Here is a 19,742-nt window from a genome sequence, read left to right as displayed (position 1 = left end):
AAACAGAAATGCCCCAGCCACAACGGCCGGGGCATTTCTGTTTGTACGAACAATGGCCGTTTGCCAGGCTCTACTGCACGATGAGGCGCTTGGCGACGAGTCCGGCGGCGGTGCGGGCCTGCACCGAGTAGACGCCGGGAGCCAGGCCAGTGAGTGGCAGCTCGAGGGTTTCGGCGGTGCCGGCGGCCAGCGTGCGGGCGAGCACGGCGCGGCCCAGGTTGTCGACCACCGTCACGACCGTGGCGGCGGTGCCGCGCAGGGCCGCGGGCAGCAGCAGCGTGGCCGTGCCGTGGGCCGGGTTGGGGTACACGGTGGCCAGGCGGGCCAGGGCGGCCGGGGCGGTGGCCAGCACGCGGTGCTGGGTGGAGAATACCACGGCGTAGCGGCCGCCGGTGGCTCCGTTGGCAGCTAGGGTCAGGCTGATGGAGGGCGTAGTAGCCAGGTCGGCGTAGGTCCCGGTGCTGCCATCGCGCAGGTAGGCGCGGTAGTTGGCGGGCAGGTTGGCCAGGTTATCCACGGCCAGCGTGTAGGTGCCGGCCGCCGTGGCTGCCAGGCGCAGGGGCAGCACCACGTCGGCCCCGGTGAGTACGGGCAGACCGTTGATGGCCGCTGGCTGAGACTCTACTTCCGTGGCCAGCGTCAGGCCGTTGCTGTTGGGCAGGGCGGCCGCGTCGAAGGCCCGGTCGAAGCCGGCCGTAGCGCCCTTATCAAAATAAACGGCTATTTGCGTTGCGGCAGCAGCGTTGGTTAGGCTCAGCGTGAGCTGAGTCCGGGTATCAGCGGTGCCGCGCTGGAAGGGCGTGTTATTGTAAGTGGTGAGGCGCTCCTGGTTGGTAAAGGAAATGCGGCCCACCTGGCCGGGCGCGCTGGTGCGCACGAAAAAGCCCTGCGACGAAGGCAGGATGTTGGTGCCGCCGTTCACGCCCACGCCGGCAATGTAGCTGGCGTACGAACCGGTGTACTGGCCGCTGCTCTTGAACACATAGAGCGCATTGTCGACATTGGTAAGGCGGCCGGCGTCAATCATGGCCTGCCAGTCGAGCGGAGCGGGGTAGGGGTTGCCGCGCAGGTGGTAGCCGCTTTCGGCCTGGCCGCCGCGGGTGAGGCCACCAGCCGTGAGCGGCCCGTTGTTGAGCGTGCCCACGAAGTCCACATTGGCCGTGGCCGGGATGTTGACGGTGTAGCCGCGCGTCACTTCCAGGGCATCGCCGAGGCTGCCGGGCGAGAAGAATCCCTTGTCGAAGTCCATTGGGGCGGGGTTGCCGCTGCTGTTCACGCGGGTTTCGTCGTAGCCAAAAACCGTGGGAAAAGGCCGCACGGTATTCCCAATCGTGTTGTAAGCCGGGTTCACCACCGGCGTGTAGCCAGTCGTGGTCAGGTCGGCCACGGTGCTGCCGCTCACGGGCGGGCTGTAGTGGCGGTAGCCCGGGCCGCCGTTGCGGCTGGGGTCGATGTAGCGCTGCACGGTGGTCGCGCCCACCACGCTGCCGCTGATGTTCACTACCTGGGCCGTGTTGCTGGCATCGGAAAGCAGCGTGAAGGTCTGGCCCGTCACGGTGAGGTCGCCGAAGAGCGTGAGCAGGCGGCGCACTGAGGCGGGAGCTGCCAAGGAAGCAGCCGGAGCCAGGCTAGCCGTGCCCAGGCCGATGGTCAGATTCTGGAAAATGGTGGGCGAAGTGCCGCCGATGGTTTGGGCGGTGTTCAGGTCGAGTACCACGGTGCCGCTGCCGCTACCGGCCAGCGCCCCGCCGTTGTTGGTGAAATTGCCGCCTACCACCAGGTTGCTGCCGTCGGCGGTGGTGAGCAAGGCCCCGGTGTTCAGCGTGATGGCGCGGGTTTGCTGGTTGGTGCTCACAATGGGCTGGAAGGGCGTGCCGCCGGGTATCACCACATCGGTGGCGGCGGTGGGCACGAAGGCGGGTGTCCAGTTGGCGGCCGTGCGCCAGTCGGTGCTCACCGAGCCGTTCCAGGTCACGAGCACGGGTGGGGCCAGCGTCACGGCCAGGTCGCGGATTTCAAAGTTCAGCAACTGGCTGGCGGGTACGGTGTTGCCGAGTTGGGTAGCCACGCCGGTGGCCAGGTCGAGGCGGTAGGTGTTGCTGGCGCGGGCGCCGTTCGAGCGCGGGGCCGTCACCTCGGTCACGTAGCCGGTATTGATGTTGTTGCCGGGGTCGAAGTAGATGTCCAGGCCAATGGCATCGGGCTGGCCGATGCCGTAGGTGCCCGGGGCCGCGCCGCCCGTGATGACAAATACCACCGTGCTCTGCGTATTCAGCGTGCCGCTGTTGGGCGGGTTCTGAATGGAGAACAGGCCGTTGTTGCGGTAGTCGAAATCGTAGAGCGTGGTAGTAGTAGCCGAGCCCACCGTGGAGTTGGTGTAGGCCACCGCGCTCACGCCGGGGTTGGTGCCGGCGTTGGGGTCGGCGGCGGCATAGGCCAGCGTGCCATCGGTCGCCGCGATGCCGCCGGTGATGGGGTTAAGGCGGTAGTTGGCATCGTTGGAGCTCGTTACCCGGACGCGGTCCACGGTCGGGTTAAAGTCGAAGCCGATGCGCTCGGTGGGTCCACCCAGCTCCAGCCGAATAGCGCTGCCGATGGGCGAGGCCACGTTGGTACCGGCGTTGAGCAGGTAGAGCTGGGTGTTATTGCCGGCGGTGCTGGCGTCGTAGCCCAGAGCGTAGAGTAGGTTATCGGCGGGCCGGTAATCGATGCCCACCAGCGTTTGGCCCGCCGCCACGCCCGCGATGCGCACGGGGGCCAGGTTCTGGGCCGCGCCGTTATTGGGGTCGATGAGTACCAGGCCCTGCGAGCCCACGGGCTCGCCCCGAAAGTTGGAACCCGTGATGGTGCCCAGGCCCATGATGGTTTGCGCCCGAACCAGCGGCGCGCTGGCTATTAGGCCGGCCGCAAAGAGCCAGCGTGCGCCGCACCGGGCCAGCCGGGTACGTGCTTTCAGAGAAGGTAGGAATTGTTGCATAATGGCTATCGTTTTAATGGTAATATTTCAGGTGCTGCTAACCGTTGATGTGATGACTCTCAAGTGAGTAAAAAAGTTTTGGTCGGTTTAGCGTCCGTGTACGGTATTCAAAAATAAAAGATTAATTACAGCTAATAGAATATTAATTCAAATATGAAAGGCCTTTTATGCGGTTATAACTATCAATAACTGATGTGGCTGCCATGGTCAGCACTCCCAAAAGCAAATGGTCCGCTCCCCGACGAATAGCGGGCAACGGACCATTCCTGGTTCAGCAGCAGGCTAAAGCCCACTACTCGTCTATTGGACCACGAGGCGCTTGGCAACGAGCCCGGCGCTGGTGCGGGCCTGCACCGAGTACACGCCCGGGGCCAAGCCGGCCAGGGGCAGCTCCAGAGCGTCGGCGGTGCCGGCGGCCAGCGTGCGGCTCAGCACGGTGCGGCCCACATTGTCGACCACCGAAACAGAGGTAGCCTGGGTGCCGCGCAGGGCCACGGGTAGCAGCAGGGTAGCCGTGCCGTGGGCCGGGTTGGGGTACACGGTGGCCAGTTGGGCCAGAGCGGCCGGGGCGGTGGCCAGCACGCGGGCCTGGGTGGAGAAGACCACGGCGTAGCGGCCGCCGGCGGCTCCGTTGGCGGCCAGCGCCAGGGACACGGCGGAGCTAGTAGCAAAGTCGGTGTAGGTGCCGGTGCTGCCGTCACGCAGGTAGGCGCGGTAGTTGGCGGGTAGGTTGGCCAGGTTATCCACGGCCAGCGTGTAGGTGCCGGGAGCGGCTGCGCTCAGGCGCAGGGGCAGCACCACATCAGCCCCGGTGAGCAGGGGCAGGCCGTTGATGGCGACTGCTTCGGCCCCGGCTTCGGTGGCCAGCGTCAGGCCGTTGCTGTTGGGTAGGGCGGCGGCATCAAAGGCGCGGTCGAAGGCGGCCGTGGCGCCTTGCTCAAAGTATACGGCCGTCTGGGTGGCGGCGGTGGCGTTGCGCAGGGTCAGGGCCAGAATGGCGCGGGTATCAGCGGTGCCGCGCTGGAAGGGCGTACCGGGGTCGGTGGTCAGGCGCTCGGCGTTGGTGAAGCTCAGGCTACCGGTCTGGCCAGCCACAGTGCGAACGAAGAAGCCCTGGGCCACGGGCACCACGTTGGTGCCGCCATTGGTGCCCACGCCGTTCACATAGCTGGCGTATGAACCGGTGTACTGGCCGCTGCTCTTGAACACGTAGAGCGCATCCTGGACGTTGGTCAGGCGGCTGTTGGCCACCATCGCGTTCCAGTCGAGGGGCGAGGGGAAGGGGTTGCCGCGCAGGTGGTAGCCGCTTTCGGTCTGGCTGCCGCGGGTGAGGCCGCCGGCCGTGAGGGCCGTCGCGCCGTTGTTGAGCGTGCCGGTGAAGTCCACCACCGCCGAAGCGTTGATGTTCACCGTGTAGCCGCGCGTCACTTCCAGGGCGTCGCCCAGGGCATTGGGCGAGAAGAAGCCCTTGTCGAAATCAGTCGCGCCGGTGCCACCGCTGGTGGTCACGCGGGCTTCGTTGTAGCCGAACACGTTCGGGAACGGCGTTACGGTATTGCCCACGGTGTTGTAGGCCGGGTTCACGATGGGCGTGAAGCCCGCCGTCGCCAAATCATTCACCGAAGAGTTGCTCACCGGAGCCGAGTAGTGGCGGTAGCCCACGCCCCCGTTCAGGTTGGGCGTGATGTAGCGCTGCACCGTGGCCGAACCCGTGAGTACGGCGCTGCCGTTGTTCACCACGTAAGCCGCACCGGTGGCGTTGCTCAGGAGCGTGAAGGCGTTGGTACCCCCAATGGCGAGGGTGCCGTTCAGGGTCAGGGCCCGCTGCACCGATACGGCGGCGGCGGTGCTGGCGGCGTTCGTAACCGTCAGGTTGGGGAAGGCCGAAAGGCTGGTGCCGCCAATAACCGATGCAGTGCCGCCCAGCACCAGGGTGCCGGTGCCGGTGCCGGCCACGCTGCCGCCATTGTTGGTGAAGCTGCCACCCGTGGTCAGCGTGCCGCCGTTGGCCAGGGTTAGCACGGCACCAGTGGTCAGCGTCACGAGGCGGGCCTGTTGGGCGTTGCTCACGGTGGGCTGGTTGGGCGTGCCGCTTGGGATAACTACGTCGTTGTTGGCAGCCGGAACCTGGGCGGGCGTCCAGTTGGCGGCCGTGCCCCAGTCGGTGCTCACCGAGCCGTTCCAGGTTAGCAGCGTGCCGGCCTGAATGAAGGCGGCCAGGCCCGTCACGTTCGTGCCCTGCCCGATGGTGCCGAGGCTGGTAGCCCCGCCGTTGGCCAGGTTGATGCTGTAGAGCTGGTCGAACGAGGTGCGGCCGGCCGTCGCGTCGGTGTTCACCGCCAGCAGGGCCAGGTTGGTGGTAGTGCCGGGGGTGTTGTAGATGTCGAAGTCGGCTCCATCGGCCGCGGCGGCGGTCAGGCCGCTGTTGCCGATGGTGACCAGCGTGCCGTTGTTGGGCGGGCTTTGCAGGTAGAGCGTGCCGGTCGTGGCATCGTAGTCAAACAGCTGCGTGGTATTGGCGCTGCTCTGGTTGTTGGTGTAGGCGGCCGCCCCGGCGGGGGACGTCAGTGCCCCATCAGTGGCGGCAATTGCCCCGTCGTTGGGATTAAGGCGGAAGTTGGCGAGGTTGGTGCTGATTACCCGGATACGGTCCACGGTGGGGTTGAAATCGAAGCCGATGCGGTCGGTTGTGCCGCCCAGCGCCAGCGTAATCGGAGCCGCGCCCACAGCCGTCACGGCCCCGGTGGTGAGGTTCACCGTGTACAGGCGCGACTCGCCATTGGTGGCATTGTAGCCCAGCGCATACAGCTGGCCGGTGGCCGGGCGGAAATCCGCGCCTACCACCACCTGGCCCGTGGCCACAGCTCCCAGGTTCACCGCCGAGCGGATGATGCCGGGCGCGTTCGAGTCAAACGAAATCAGGTTGCCGCCGGCAATGGCGTACACCAGCTGCCCGGTCACCGCACCCGGAGCCACGGCTACCGTCGAAGCGGCCGAGAGCGGCACCGAGATATCGCGCACGCTGATACCGAGGCCGATGGCCCCCAGGTCGGTTGCGGCCTGCGGCGAAGTCACCGTGGGACTGAACGCATCCAGCGAGTAGAAGCGGCTGTTGTTGGGGGCGGCAGTAGTCGCAGCGGCCAGGTAGCCAATGTTGGTCGTGCCGTTGAAGTAAATATCAAAGTCGTTGATGGCCCCGATGGCGCCGCCCGTGCCCACGCCGTTCACGCCGGTCAGCGACCGCGAGTTGGTCAGCGTGCCGTTGTTCGGCGGGTTCTGGAAGGAAATAAAGCCCAGGGCATGGTCCAGGCTGTAAAGGCCGGTGGCGGTGGCGCCCACGAAGGAGTTGGTGTAGGCCGCGCTGCCCACGGTCGGGTTCTGGCCCGCGCCGGGGTCGCCGGCGGCGTAGTTCAGCGCGAGGTCGGTGGCGGCAACACCACCGGTATTCGGGTTGAGGCGGTAGTTAGTGTCGCTGGTGCCCTCCACCCGAATGCGGTCCACGGTGGGGTTGAAGTCGAAGGCAATCTGGTCGGTGGCCGAGCCCAGCTCCAGCCGGATGGCGCTGCCCACGGCCGTAGCTGCGCCGGTGCTAACATTGATGGTGTAGACCTGCGCGTTCAGGCCCGGCGATGCCAGAGCGGCATCGTAGCCCAGGCCAAACAGCTGCCCGGTATTGGGCCGGAAATCAGTGCCCACCAGCGTTTGCGTAGCCGGCAGGCCCGAAATGGCCACCAGGCTGCGTACCACGCCGGGGTTGTTCGAGTCGAACGTAATGAGGTTGCTGGACGCCGTGACACCGTACACGAGTTGCCCGGTGATGGCCTGCAGTGGAGCCTGGGCCTCGATGGGAGCCGCAATATCACGGATAACAAATGGGAGTGACGCCGGCACGGTATTGCCGCGGAACGTGGCCATGCCCGTGGCCAGGTCCAGCGAGTAGAAATTGCTGCTGCCGCCGGCCGTTACTTCCGTCAGGTAAGCCTGGTTGACGCGCGTGGTAGGGTTGAAGTAAACGTCGATGTCAATCGCCTGTGGCGAGCCGGTCACAGCTGGGCCAAACATCACGTTCGAGGGCGTAATCAGCGTACCGTTATTAGGAGGGCTTTGAATGGACAGCAGCGCCGTATTGCCAGGGGTGGTGGCCGCCGTAGTGTTCAGCTCATCAAAATCGTAGAGCGTGGTATTGGAGCTGCCGAAGAACGAGTTGGTGTACGCTACCGAGCCGATGCCAGGGTTGGTCGGGGTGCCGCCAGCATAGGCCAAAGTACCATCGAGGATAACTGCGATGGCATTGGTGCTGGCGTTGGGGGTGGGATTGAGCCGGTAGTTGGTATCGTTGGTACTCACCACCCGAATGCGGTCTACCGTCGGGTTGAAGTCGAAGCCGATGCGTTCGGCGGCACCACCCAACTCTAGCCGAAAGGCATTGCCCACTGCCGTAGCCACGCTGGTGGCCGGATTCAGCACGTAAAGCTGAGAATTCGTGCCACCTGTGGCGGCATCGTAGCCCAGGGCAAACAGCTCGCCGGTGTTTGGCCGCGAGTCGATACCGACTAGTGTTTGGGTCGGTGCCACACCCGAAATAGCCGTGTTGATAAGCGGAGCCGAGCCATCAGTTGGGTTGATGGTAGCCAGGGCCTGCTGGCCTGTTGTGAATCCCCCAAAATTGCCTGTCAGGGTACCCAGGCCATATACGACGGATTGGGCTTGCGCATCGGCCGCTCCCAGGAGCAGCGCCAGGCTCGCCGCCGTGCCCAGCAAACGACGAATGCCCCGGCGCGATGCCAGGTGCGAAAGTAGTGGTGTGTGCATGAACGGGAAAGTAGGGTTCGTGAATAGAAAAAGATAAAACCTGATGGCCCTGCCCAGTATGGGCCGGCGCTACCCAGTTACGTATGGCTACTGCAACTCGGATGAGGCTTTAATGAATTTTTAACAAGCAAATTTTGTAGTGCCCAGCGCTTTGCTCAGGAAAGCAGTAAAAAGGCCTCAACCCGTTAAGATTGAGGCCCTGAAGGCTGGCAAGAGCGAGCTTAGTCTACTGCACCACCAGGCGCTTAGTCTACTGCACCACCAGGCGCCTGGCCACGAGTCCGGCCGCCGTATGCGCCAGCACCGAATACACGCCCGGGGCCAGCCCGGTCAGGGGCAGCTCCACCGCGTCTGCCGGGCCGGCGGCCAGCGTGCGGCGAAGCACCACCCGGCCCAGATTATCCGTTACCGCAACGGCAGTGGCCTGCGTGCCACGCAAGGCAGCGGGCAGCCGCAGCGTGGCCGCGCCACGGGCCGGGTTGGGTGCCAGCGTGGCCAGCTGGGCCAGCGCCGCCGGAGCCGCCGCCAGTGGCAGACCAATGCCCACGGCAATGTCGCGCAGGGCAAAAGGAATGGAGCGCGGCACCGTATTGCCCACCAGGGTAGCCTGGCCGGTAGCCAGGTTCAAGCGGTAGAAATTGCTGCTGCCCATGGCCGTCACCTCCATCAGGAAGGCTTCGTTGCGGTTGGTAGCGCCGTTGGCGTAAATGTCAATATCAATGGCTGCCGGTGCGCCCGTAACAAACGAGCCGAACATGACCGGCACCGGTGCCGTGAGCGTGCCGTTGTTGGGCGGGCTCACGATGGAGAGCAGCGCCGTATTGGCCGGGTTGCCGGGGGCGGAGGTGTTCAGCTCATCGAAGGCGTAGAGCGTGGTGCTGGTGGCCCCCGGGAACGAGTTGGTGTAGGCCACCGCGCCGATGCCCGGCGTGGCGGGCGTGCCGCTGGCGTAGGTCAGGGGGCCGTCGGTGCCGGCAACGGCCCCGGTGGCGGGGCTGAGGCGGTAGTTGGCGCGGTTGGTGCTCACCACCCGAATCAGGTCGGCTACGGGGTTGAAGTCGAAGCCGATGCGGGCGGTGCGGCGGCCCAGCTCCAAGCGCACGGCACTGCCCACGGGCGTAGTGGCCCCGGTGGTCGGGTTCAGGGTATAGAGCTGGGCGTTGGCCGTGGGGGCCACCGCCAGGGTATCGTAGCCCAGGGCGTAGAGCTGGCCGTTGACGGGCCGAAAATCCATGCCCACCAGTTTTTGAGTGGCGGGCACGCCTGCTACCGGCGTGGTGGCCCCGGCTACGCCCGTAGTGGGGTCAATCACAGCCAAGCCCTGCGAGCCCGCCGGCGTGCCCAGAAAATCGGCGGTGAGGGTACCGAGGGCGTACACGGTTTGGGCCCGGGCAGCCGGACCGGCCAGTAGCGCGAGGCCGAAAACAGACCCGGCCAGCCAGCGGCCAGCGGGTAATAAAGAGGGTAGGAGTAAAGCCATGATGCTGTGATGAAAGGGAGAAAGACCCTGAAACCCCAAACGGCCGCCCGGTACTAAAGTTACTCCGGCGGGTAGCCGCGCCGGTGGGTTTAGGCCACCACCCGCACCACGTCGCCCACCCGAATGCGGCCGCCCTGCGCAATGTGCGCCGTGAGGCCGCCGTGGCCGCGCATGGCATTGTAGCCGCCGGGGCCCAGCTCTTCCTCCATGCGTGAGCAGGGGTGGCACTCGCCCGTGATATCGAGTAAAACCTCCTCGCCGATGCTGATTTGGCGGTTTTTCAGGGCCAGCAGGTTCAGGCCGCTCACCACCAGGTTGCGACGCAGGCGGCCGGGGTCCAGCGGCGCATCCAGCCCCAGAAAGCCCGCTACCGCCGCCAGGTGCTCGTGCTGAATGAGGGTAATCTGGCGCTTGCCGCCGGCTTTGGGCCGGGCGTGGTCGCCGAGCATATGCGAGTCGGCTTTCAGCTCCGCTTCCGGCACCGAAACCAGGGGCTCGCGTCGCACCGGGCGCTGGCCAATCCAGGCTATCGCACCAGCTTGGGGCAGGGTGGACAGCAGCCGCGCCACCGTCGATTTATCATCGCCAAAGAAGGGGAAAGGCATCCTTTTTTTAGTGGTTAGTGGCTAATGAAGTAGGCAGAGCGTCATGCTGAGCGCAGCCGAAGCATCTCTACCGCTTCGTTCAACGGTCCAAGCGAAGCGGTAGAGATGCTTCGGCTGCGCTCAGCATGACATTCTTTCGACATGACGTTCTGACGATTTCCTCACCAGCTTCATTATTACAATTCGTCGGGCGTGCCAAAGCCTTCGCGGATTTCGGTGTGCCGAATCTGGCCCCCGAGGTTGCCGGCCCGGGCCAGCAGCCCGAAGCTGACGAAGGCCAGCCCCAGCGTGAGTAGCGACAGCAGCCGCGCTCTGGGCGAAGCATTTTTCAGCAGCAGCAAGCTGAACAGCGCCAGACTAGCCGCCACTTCCAGGACCCAAAAACCCAGCTCCGCCGCTTCCGCGTGGTTGTTAATCAGGGCCCGGCTCACGCGGGGCATATCCTGAACGATGGCTTCCGCGCCCTCGCCCGTGAGCTGCGCGGGCAGGCACAGCAGGCCTGCCGCCAGCACTGCTACCAGCCCGGCGCGGGTCAGGCTCAGGTTTTTTTGCAGTACGCCCGCCGCCAGCAGCACCGCCGCAAACAGACTTCCCATGATGGGCAAATGATTAACAATGAGATGGATATGCGCTTGGTTCATCGAAGAAAATACTGGGGTGCAACGCGAGGTGGCAGCTACGGCCACAAAGCTACTCCGGCCCCGGCGGGCGGCGTGGGGCTACGCAACTGTTTCGGCGGCGGTGTGACTCTTGTAAATTGAACTGCCAGCCCCTGCAAATCGTTATTTCAGCAACCTCAAAAATTGGACTTTGGTGCATACTGCCAGTCATTCCTCGCACGTTGTTGGTAGAGAATGTCAGGTGCTTAAGTTCAACTGGTTGTAGGGTTTGGGCTCGGAATTCAGCTCGTTAGCAGCGATAATATCTGGCACTGCGCTTGCCTTCGTCTCGGTTAGTAGTCATTCACTCCCGGCTTTCAATTATGACTTTCCTCCCTCATTTCCTTACCCGGCTGGCGGCTCCATTGCTGCTGGCGCTGCCAGTTTTGCTGGCGGCCCCGGCTCAGGCCCAGACCGCCCCCGCTCCCAACGACGTAATCCGGGAAATCACCGATGCCGTGGGCCTCAAAGCCCGCTTCGAGCTGCGGGCCACCCGCGAGGTCGACAACGCGGCTGCCGTGGTGTACAACGGCAAGCGCTTCCTGCTCTACAACCCTGATTTCCTGAACTCCGTGAACCGGGCCGGCCACACCGACTGGGCCGGCATCAGCATTCTGGCCCACGAAATGGGCCATCACCTCAACGGCCACACCCTGCGCACCGGCGGTTCACAGCCCGCCGATGAGCTCGAAGCCGATGAATTCTCGGGTTTTGTGCTGCGCAAGCTGGGGGCCAGCATGGCCCAGGCCCAGGCGGCCATGGCCACCGTGGCCGATGACGGCGGCTCGGCTTCGCACCCCGGCCGGGCCCCGCGCCTGGTAGCCATCGGCCAGGGCTGGCAGCGGGCTAATGGTCAGATTGTGGCCAGCGCCCGCGCCGTGGCTCCGTCGGCGGCTCCGGCCGTGGTGGCGGCGCGCCGTGCCCCGCAGCCCGTTCGCCCCAGCTACGATAGCACGCCCGTGCGCCTGTTCCCCACGGAGCAATCCGCCGCCGATACCCGCGAAATGGTGGCTATTAGCCAAGTCAGTGGCAGTGCCGTGCGGCTGGTGGGGCAGCTCACTTTCCGCAACGAGCCCAACCAGCGCTACTACCTCACCAATGGCTTGAAAGTGGTGCGCGTAGACGAGGAGGATAATGCCGAAGAAGTGGGCCGGGTCACGCGCACCACCAGCTCGGCCTTTCCCTTCGTGCTCACCGACGGCCAGCAGCGCCGCTTGTTCATCACCGCCCGCGGCGATGTGTACGACAAAGCCGGCCAGCGCGTAGCCAAACTGCACGACCCGTCCTGAAGCGTTAGAGGATGAATTAAAAATGAAGAATGAAGAATTAAAAATGCCCACTTGAATTGTCAGGTGGGCATTTTTAATTCTTAATTCCAACCCCGCATGTGCTGGCCTTGTCGTTCCTTCGTGGCTTCAGTCAGCTTATCGCCTCATGCCCCAACTACCCTTTCTGCTTGTCGATGCCTTTACTACCGAGCCCCTGCGCGGTAATCCCTGCGCCGTGGTGCTCGACGCCGATGCCCTGGACCCCGCCACGCGGCAGCGGCTGGCCCGCGAGTTCAACCAATCGGAAACGGCCTTTGTGAACCAGGCCGCACCGGGCAGCACCGAATTCACGGTGCGCTTTTTCACGCCCGCCGAGGAAATTCCGCTGGCCGGGCACCCCACCATTGCCACCGTCACGGCCCTGCTCCACGCGGGGCGGGTGGCGCTGCCCACGTCGGGCGCGGCCCTCACGCTCACGCTAAACCTGCTCCACGGCCCTATTCGGGTTGATGTAGTGCCGCCCACCGGCTCCGAGCCGCCACTGGTCTGGATGACCCAGCGCCCACCCGTGTTCGGGGCCACGCACACGCCGGAAGCCGTGCTGCCGCTCTTCGGCCTCACGCCCGCCGACCTGCTGCCCGGCGCGCCCATCCAGACGGTGAGCACGGGCACGCCCCAGCTCATGCTGCTGCTGCGCGACCACGCCGCCCTGCGCCGCGCCCACGTCGCCGACCCCGCCGCGCTGGGCCGCTACCGCGCCGAAAGCGACTTTTTCAGCCCGCACCTGTTTTGCCTGGGCGGAGCCACGCCGGCTGGCCATACCTTCGCCCGCCACTTCGGCACCCCGCCCGATGTGTCGGAAGACCCCGTCACGGGCTCGGCCACGGGCGGCATGGCTGCCTATCTCTGGCATTATGGCTACCTCGACACGCCGGATTTCCTGGCCGAGCAGGGCCACGACATGGGCCGCGCCGGCACGGTGCAGGTGCGCATCAGCGGCCCCCGCGAGGGCATTGAATCGGTGCAGATTGGCGGTACGGGCGTGGTGGTGCTGGAAGGCGGCTTGCGCGCAGATTTGTAGGGGAGGGAGCGTAACCGGGACGGGTTGGATAGTGTTAATAGGCCAGAAACAGAACGTCATGCCCATCTGGCGTCCGCGCAGTCGAAGCATCTCTACCGCTTCGTTTGAGTCGTTCAACGAAGCGGTAGACGTGCTTCGATTGCGCGGACGCCAGATGGGCATGACGTTCTAATTCAACCCTTAACCCTCAACACTTCCGCTAGTGCCCGAACTCCCCGAAGTCGAAACCTACCGCCGCTTCATCGACGAATTGGCCGTGGGGCAAACCATTGCCGCCGTGCAGGTGAATGATGCCCACGTCCTGGCCACGCCCGAAGACCAGCTCCGCGCCGGCCTGGTAGGCCGCAGTATCACGGGCACCAGCCGCCTGGGCAAAAACTGCTTTCTGGAGCTGGATAACGGTAAAGTGCTGGTGCTGCACTTCGGTATGACCGGCGACGTGGGCAGCTACCGCGACGAGGCCGATGCCCCGCGCTTCACCCGCGTGGCCCTGCACCTGGAGGACTCGGGCCTGCGCCTGGCCTTCATCGACCCACGCAAATTCGGCCGCATCCGCCTCGCCGACAGCGCCGCCGCCCACCAAAAAGCCAAGAAAATCGGCCCCGATGCCCTGGATATAACCGCCGCCGAGCTGCACCAGAAACTCAGCCGCCGCAAGACCCTGCTGAAACCCCTGTTGCTCGACCAGAGCATCACCGCCGGCCTCGGCAACTGGATTGTGGACGAAGTGCTGTTTCAGGCCAAAATTCACCCGGAGCGGCTGGGTACTTCGCTCACCGAAAAGGAAGGCAAGGCCCTGCACACCGCCGTGCAATTAGTGCTGAACACGGCCATTAATCAGGAGGCCAACTACCGCCATTTTCCGGCCAGCTTTCTCATTCACGCCCGCGAGTGGGATACCCCGGCCACGCCCGCCAGCGCCGATGCCCACACTTTTTGCCCGCGCCACCCGAAGGTGAAAATTGAGAAAAAATACGTGGGCGGCCGGGCTACTTACACCTGCCCCAAGTGCCAGCCCGCGCCCGCTTCAAAAGAGGACTGACAGCCCCGCCACGTAGCTACAATCCCTGGGTTATTCGGCCGCATTGGCAGCGCGCTGGGCGGTTGCGCCGGCTGTGTTTCTGCTGCGCTGGAAACCGCCCCAATTAAAGCATTTGTAATTAATTTCCGCTCTGTTTCAACGCCTGCGTCACTTCGTGCTCCGTTATCTGGCCCGGATAATTGGCGTAAAATATGTTGTCCTCATTCAGCCGGTAGCCACCAGTCAGGGCCCGCTGCGCGGCTTCCAGGTGCTGCCGGGCCAGGGCGGGCCGGCCCTGCGCCCGGTAGGTAAGTGCCAGGTAATAATTGGCCTCCGGATACTGCGGGTACACTTTCAGGCACTGTTGCAGGTATAATTCGGCTTGGGCATGTTGCTTTGAGGCAGCGGCCACCATGCCGGCGTAGAACAGGGTGTTGAAGTGAATTTCGCCTGTGCCGTCGGTGCCACGCTGCAGGGCCATATCGTGGGCAAAGGCTGTTTCGGCCCGCTTGTAATTACCCAATTCCAGTTCACTCACGCCCTCAAAAAATGAGTAGGTGTGGTCCATTTCGCGGCCGTTGGGCTTCAGCTTCGCCACGCGTTGGAAATCAGCAATGGCCCCGGTGTAATCCTTCGTGAAAATGCACTTGAGAAAGCCCCGGTAGGCCAGCCAGCGGTTCGCATCCAGCTCCACGGCCTTGTTCACCAGCGGAAAAGCCTTCGCATAGTCCCCGCATTTGATGAGCGGCATGGCCTTTTGCTGGTAGGCATAGGCAATGTTGGGGCAGGCCGCAATCAGGCTGTCGCAATATTGCCCCCACTGCGGGCTCAGGTGGCTGATGCGGTGTGCGCCCCGGTCCAGGTACCGGGCCACGAGGCTGTCCTGGTAGGCCTTGCTGCCGCAGTCGCCCGCCAGTGCAGAGCTCCCGGCTGCCGCCGGTTGGCCATAGCTGCTATAAGCCGGGGCCAGCAGGCTAAGGAATAACGGCCACCACTTTCCCATCGGTTATTTTGAATGTCAAATAAGTGAAGTAGCTCACGGCGTGGCCACTATAGGTAGCCACGCGCCAGTCCTTCATCGTTTTCAGAAAAGCGTATAGCTCGCTCACCAGCTCCGGGCGGAAGTGCGAGGCCGCGTAGTTCGCATCGGTCTGCAGCACCTGCGTCATCGGCTGCCGAAACCCTGCGCAATCCACCACAAACCGAAACGTGAGGTAGCCGCTGCCGCTGAACTTGCGGTTGCCGCGCTGTAAAAAGGCAGTCGCCTCCCGCACCAGCGTAGCCGAGCTACGGGGATACTTTGCATCCACGGCGAAGTAGGGCAGCGTCATGACCTTCGCGCAGGCGGGGTTGCGGGTCGTGGTGGTGTCCAGGTATTCGCCGCCGTGTAGCGGGAGGTATTGGGCTTGGGCATTCAGGCTGGCAGCAAGCAGCATTAGCCAGATTGGAAGCAGGTGTTTCATGCAGCCGCTGTTGTTGCCGAGTTGGCTTTGCTGTGGCGCAGCTTTCAAAAACACGTTGGCGAAGTCAGTTTGAAACGAGAACAATGATACTAGTTCATATGAGTTGGAAAGGGAAGTTTGCTGTTGCCTAGAATAGAGTTAGTTGACTCTGAACAATCGTTAAATCTTTGGAGCTGGGTTTGACGCGTCCCATCGAAGAACGAGATGAATTACGTTCCTTCCTCACTACACGCAGGGTAGCTTTATCCCGATGGTACGAAATGAATCTCAGTGATAATTCCTGGTCTTTGAAAACAATCATATTCTCTTTAGTGGTTCGGTATTCTATTTCATTCAATTGTATCTTATTTACTTCCTTAAATCTGTCAATTATTATGGAAAGAGTATTCGGCTGCCGGTGGTCTACAGCTAATTCCTCCCATTTGGAAGGAAAATTCGTTTCCTGGCACTTTACTTTGGGTGCAATTCAAAACTTCGCGGCACCATCGCTTCTCAGGGATGCCAACCTTTGTTGAGGCGCTTGTTGGGGCTTTTGGAGTAGCTGCAAAAAGACCACCGCGAAGTTTTGAATTACACCCCTTTACTTTCCCCTTAATGGAATGCTTTTTAAAATAATCCTGCTTTACGCTCATCATGTCTTTGTGAATACAATTTCTGCAAGCAGTTGTGAATAACAAGTCTGGTGTATAGCCTCGCCTGTTTATTAACATGATATAAGAAATATAGCAACTCGAATTGTTGTTATATATTACTTCAAAACACTTTGTGTTAAACTGGGCTTTGGAAACAATAATATCTGCTATAAGTAATTCGTCTTTATTATCGGTTTTTTGTGTTTGTTCTTCAGCTCGCTCGCTGGTATGTTCAGCTTGCGGGAGTTGATTGAGTGTAAGCTGATACTCGTAATTTACTAGCGCCAGTAAATCCACAAAGTCGTCATCATTCAAGGATTGCCCAAATTTATATGAGTTGAGAATACCCTTGTAGTGAATCAAGGTCTCCTTCTTTGTTGAAAAACGTCGCTGACCGATATTAACAGGCGTTTTCATGAAATTTCTAAGGAATTATTAGTGCCGACGGAAATAGTAAAACACGAAAAGCATATGTATCCACCACCGTCATTTTGGGGAATTCAATATCCTTAAGCGGCAGAAAGTCGCGGTCGTGGCTAACGATACACCCGGCATTAGCGGCAATAGCGCAATCCACAAACTTATTGTCGTCGGGGTCGCGTAGCAGGTTGAAGCGAAAGGATGGTTCTATTGCAATCAGGTTGCGCCGGGAAAGGAGCGAATCCAAGGTGTCTTGGCTTGTCACCGGCCCCATGTGCCGCTCCAAAATTTCGGCGTATTCCGCTAAAATATCGGTTGTCACGCACAACTCGAACTTGCCGGCCCGGAAGCTGCTGTAAATCCAGTGCAAAGGCGATTTATCCGATACGCAGACGAGCAGCACGTTTGTATCAATGACGCAACGCAACATTTTCTCCCGGCTTATTTGCTCGCATTTTGGTCGTTAGCATTCGTTCCACGTCGGCATCGCTGAAATTATTGGCATCCCACCAGGCATTGGCCCCTGCAATGGCACGCTCGGCAAAATAATCAGCCAGCAGCTGCTTGATTTCCCCCAACTCCTCATCGGATAAATTGCGGGAATACAGTCGCAGCAATTCCAGCTGCATGTTGCTGAATCGGGGCGAGGTTTCGGGAAGTGGCTGCATGGCGAGGAAGGTGTTTGGATGGTCTAATATACGTCTAACGTGCTACTGGCCCGGCTGGTGCCTTCTCGAAGCCACCGCCACCCATAATACCCCAGCCCCGCTACACACGCCCACTGAACGCCGTGAGCCCCAGCCCCGGCAGTGCCGCCGTGGGCTTGATAAGCCTTCACCAGCAGCCGAAACAGCAAATAGCCGCTCAGAAATAACTGAAACCGCCGGCCATCGGCCAAACGCCCGCGCCGTTCCAGCAGCCACAGTAGCAGCGCCAGCGCCGCCAGAAAGAGGATTTCGTAGAGCCTGGTGGGGTGGCGCTGGATGCCATCGCCGACGTTGATGCCCAGAGCAGAACAGGGGCCGTGCCGTAGGTGCCATTCTCCAGCGCGCTGAAAAAGCAGCCGAGCCAGCCGCTGCGAAGGCCCGGCAGGAGGGGAGATACCATCAAATCGCCGCTGCTGGCCGTCACGTTCAAGCGCTTTTTGGTGAGCCCGACCCCAACGAGGCCGCCCAGAAAGCCGCCCACGATGGTTTTGTTGGTGATGTAGTGGAGCCAGCCGCCGGGCGGGTGCGCCAGCCGCTCGGCGTGGCCGGTGCGCGTAGAGGCGGTAGCTGTAGGCCAGCACCTCGCACAGCAGGTGTACGGGCAGGCGGGCGGGGCCCAGGGCTCGCCCGACGGGAAAAAGCATGGTCGCAAGATGATGAAGTCTGTCGCGAATTTCGTCGTAGGCAGGAGGGAAATGTCTGGTAGAATCCACTGCCGTCAGGAGAGTGGTGCTTCCTAGTGGCGATTTTTGTAATATCCTATTTATGGAGCGCATACTTCTTTTTAACAGGGTTTTGCAGCGTATTGGTACGGCTTGCTAAGGTCTGATGCTGGTGAATTTGATGCTTGATTGTGAACCGGATATTCCTACCTTGACCTCACCATTCCAACTTTACTTAACGCCCCGATTTTCTGTACCATGACTACACGACCTGTTTTCTTAGGAAAGCTGCCTGCCCTGCTGGAGCTATTCCGCTACCGCCCCGTGGCCGCCACCGTGGCCTGGGGGCTGCTGCTGGTATTTGGGCCGCTGGCTACGGGCTGCAACTACTACCGCACCAGCGAGAAACCCGTGAGCCGGGAAAACGTGAATATGCTGGCCGATTCGAAGCTGTTCGTCATTCACCAGGGCCCGGCAACGTGGATGCTGCGCAACCCGAAGCTGAGCGGCGAGGTGCTGGAAGGCACCCAGGAAGTGCTGACCACGGCGGCCAAACCGTATGCCGAGGCTCCGGGCAAAGGGTCTTCACTGCGCTACAGGCTGAAGGATAAATCGTTGGTGTTAAACATCGTGCATGTTTATGTCAGCGATGTTCAGCCCGGTACCGAGGACCGGGTGAGCATTCCGTTCGCGGCCATCCGGCAAATTGATTTGGTTGAAAAAAACACGGGTAAAACCACGGCCTCCTACGTTTTTGGGGGCCTGGGCATCGCGATGGGGGCGTTTGTGCTCATTGGCATCATTGCGGTGCTCACCAAAAGCTCCTGCCCGTTTGTGTACGCCTCCGATGGGCAGCACTACCAGTTTGTGGGTGAGGCCTATGGCGGGGCCATTTTCGCGCCGGCCGAGCGCAACGACTTTATGCCGCTGCCCGCCATTCGGCCCGAAAATGGCCGGTACCACGTCAAAATCAGCAATGAGCTGAAGGAGCGGCAGTACACCAACCTGGCCGAGCTGTGGGTGGTGCAGCATCCGGCCGCCGTGCAGGTGCTGCTGGACCAGCGCGGGGAGGTGCAGACGCTGGCCCGGCCGCTGCCGCCCACGCAGGCCCGCTCGCAGGCCGGCCACGACTACACGGCCCAGCTGCAAGCCACCGACCACCGCGCCGTGCTCTTCAACGAAGACACGCCCGGCAGCGCCCCCAACGAGGTGGTGCTCAGCTTCGCCAAGCCTGTAGCGGCACGGCACGGCAAGCTGGTGCTGCACGCCCAGAACTCGCTGTGGCTGGATTACCTCTACGGGGCGTTTATCGAGAAATTCGGGTCGTACTACAACACCTGGGCCGCGCAGCAAAAGACCCAGCCCGCCGCCATCAACCGCCAGTGGGGCCTCGACCAGGGCATTCCGCTGAAGGTGTACGTGGAGGCGGGCCACGGCTGGCAGCTGGCCGAAACCATTCCCACCATCGGCCCGCTGGCCTCGCGCGACCTGGTGGTGCCGCTCAATTTTCCGGCTGCAACTACGGGCCAGGTGCGCGTGAAGCTGGAGTGCGGCTTCATGTTCTGGGAAGTAGACTACGCCGCCCTCGATTGCAGCCCCAACGCCCTCGTGCAGCTCGATAACTGCCACCTGGCCAGCGCCACTACCGAGCGCGGCACCGATGCCCGCGCCGCGCTGGCTGCCGACGATGCCCGGCACCTGGCGCAGCCGCGCCCCGGCATGGCCGTGACCCTGGCCTACGAAACCCGGCTGCCGGCCCCCGAGGCGGGCACCCGCCGCACGGCATTCCTCCGCACCAAGGGCTACTACGAGCACATCCGCGACTTTAAGGGCCTGCCCAACCTGCCGGAGCTCTACGCCTTTAAGCAGCCTGGCCGCTTCATTGAATTCTCGAAAGAAAAATACCGGCTGGCCGCCCAGCCCATGCTGCCCGTTATCGCCCACCGCTAATGCCC

General features: G+C 62.4%; 15 protein-coding genes. 4 read left to right on the top strand and 11 right to left on the bottom strand.

Annotation, left to right across the window (positions count from 1 at the left end):
- Positions 1 to 70: 70 nt before the first annotated feature.
- The 5 genes from ABD819_RS03695 to ABD819_RS03675 form a co-directional block, all read right to left on the bottom strand.
- Positions 71 to 2,977 carry a DUF4394 domain-containing protein gene (locus ABD819_RS03695; RefSeq protein ID WP_345121114.1) on the bottom strand — a complete coding sequence of 969 codons (2,907 nt, stop codon included), beginning with the start codon at positions 2,975 to 2,977 and terminating at the stop codon, positions 71 to 73.
- 300 nt (positions 2,978 to 3,277) lie between these two features.
- Positions 3,278 to 7,789, bottom strand: coding sequence for a DUF4394 domain-containing protein (locus ABD819_RS03690; RefSeq protein ID WP_345121112.1), 4,512 nt, complete (start codon positions 7,787 to 7,789; stop codon positions 3,278 to 3,280).
- A gap of 250 nt (positions 7,790 to 8,039) precedes the next feature.
- Entirely contained in the window at positions 8,040 to 9,269 is a 1,230-nt protein-coding gene (locus tag ABD819_RS03685; protein WP_345121110.1) for a DUF4394 domain-containing protein, read from the bottom strand.
- An 89-nt stretch (positions 9,270 to 9,358) separates the two neighbouring features.
- Positions 9,359 to 9,874: an MOSC domain-containing protein gene (locus ABD819_RS03680; RefSeq protein WP_345121108.1), complete on the bottom strand. Its 516-nt coding sequence runs from the start codon at positions 9,872 to 9,874 to the stop codon at positions 9,359 to 9,361.
- A gap of 176 nt (positions 9,875 to 10,050) precedes the next feature.
- Positions 10,051 to 10,470 carry a hypothetical protein gene (locus ABD819_RS03675; protein ID WP_345121106.1) on the bottom strand — a complete coding sequence of 140 codons (420 nt, stop codon included), beginning with the start codon at positions 10,468 to 10,470 and terminating at the stop codon, positions 10,051 to 10,053.
- Between the two features lie 386 nt (positions 10,471 to 10,856).
- Between ABD819_RS03675 and ABD819_RS03670 the strand changes: the two genes are divergently transcribed.
- The 3 genes from ABD819_RS03670 to mutM all read left to right on the top strand — a co-directional run bounded on the left by ABD819_RS03670 (position 10,857) and on the right by mutM (position 13,924).
- Complete coding sequence (locus ABD819_RS03670; RefSeq protein ID WP_345121104.1) at positions 10,857 to 11,822, top strand: M48 family metalloprotease; 966 nt, start codon at positions 10,857 to 10,859, stop codon at positions 11,820 to 11,822.
- Between the two features lie 145 nt (positions 11,823 to 11,967).
- Positions 11,968 to 12,882, top strand: coding sequence for a PhzF family phenazine biosynthesis protein (locus ABD819_RS03665; RefSeq protein ID WP_345121102.1), 915 nt, complete (start codon positions 11,968 to 11,970; stop codon positions 12,880 to 12,882).
- Between the two features lie 202 nt (positions 12,883 to 13,084).
- Positions 13,085 to 13,924 (top strand): DNA-formamidopyrimidine glycosylase, encoded by an 840-nt coding sequence (gene mutM / locus ABD819_RS03660; protein ID WP_345121100.1) that lies wholly within the window; start codon positions 13,085 to 13,087, stop codon positions 13,922 to 13,924.
- Between the two features lie 118 nt (positions 13,925 to 14,042).
- On the opposite strand, the gene ABD819_RS03655 is transcribed toward mutM, so the two are convergent.
- The 6 genes from ABD819_RS03655 to ABD819_RS03630 all read right to left on the bottom strand — a co-directional run bounded on the left by ABD819_RS03655 (position 14,043) and on the right by ABD819_RS03630 (position 17,769).
- Positions 14,043 to 14,906 (bottom strand): tetratricopeptide repeat protein, encoded by an 864-nt coding sequence (locus ABD819_RS03655; protein WP_345121098.1) that lies wholly within the window; start codon positions 14,904 to 14,906, stop codon positions 14,043 to 14,045.
- Positions 14,878 to 15,339 carry a hypothetical protein gene (locus ABD819_RS03650; RefSeq protein WP_345121096.1) on the bottom strand — a complete coding sequence of 154 codons (462 nt, stop codon included), beginning with the start codon at positions 15,337 to 15,339 and terminating at the stop codon, positions 14,878 to 14,880. Before ABD819_RS03650 ends, ABD819_RS03655 begins: the two co-directional genes overlap by 29 nt.
- 392 nt (positions 15,340 to 15,731) lie before the next feature.
- Positions 15,732 to 16,415 (bottom strand): hypothetical protein, encoded by a 684-nt coding sequence (locus ABD819_RS03645; RefSeq protein WP_345121094.1) that lies wholly within the window; start codon positions 16,413 to 16,415, stop codon positions 15,732 to 15,734.
- A 7-nt stretch (positions 16,416 to 16,422) separates the two neighbouring features.
- A complete protein-coding gene (locus ABD819_RS03640; protein ID WP_345121092.1) occupies positions 16,423 to 16,848 on the bottom strand; it encodes a putative toxin-antitoxin system toxin component, PIN family in 426 nt (141 codons plus the stop codon).
- A complete protein-coding gene (locus ABD819_RS03635) occupies positions 16,829 to 17,086 on the bottom strand; it encodes a hypothetical protein (protein ID WP_345121090.1) in 258 nt (85 codons plus the stop codon). The genes ABD819_RS03640 and ABD819_RS03635 overlap by 20 nt, the downstream gene beginning before the upstream one ends.
- Before the next feature lie 23 nt (positions 17,087 to 17,109).
- The gene (locus ABD819_RS03630; RefSeq protein ID WP_345121088.1) at positions 17,110 to 17,769 is read right to left on the bottom strand and encodes a prolipoprotein diacylglyceryl transferase family protein; all 660 of its coding nucleotides are present in this window, start codon (positions 17,767 to 17,769) and stop codon (positions 17,110 to 17,112) included.
- Between the two features lie 276 nt (positions 17,770 to 18,045).
- On the opposite strand from ABD819_RS03630, the gene ABD819_RS03625 reads away from it, so the two are divergent.
- Positions 18,046 to 19,737: a hypothetical protein gene (locus tag ABD819_RS03625; RefSeq protein WP_345121086.1), complete on the top strand. Its 1,692-nt coding sequence runs from the start codon at positions 18,046 to 18,048 to the stop codon at positions 19,735 to 19,737.
- Positions 19,738 to 19,742: the final 5 nt, after the last annotated feature.

It is taken from the genome of Hymenobacter antarcticus (assembly GCF_039539545.1).
Taxonomy (GTDB): Bacteria; Bacteroidota; Bacteroidia; order Cytophagales; family Hymenobacteraceae; genus Hymenobacter; species Hymenobacter antarcticus.
Note: the sequence above shows the minus strand (reverse complement) of the source record. Positions and strands in the feature narration are given on the sequence as shown.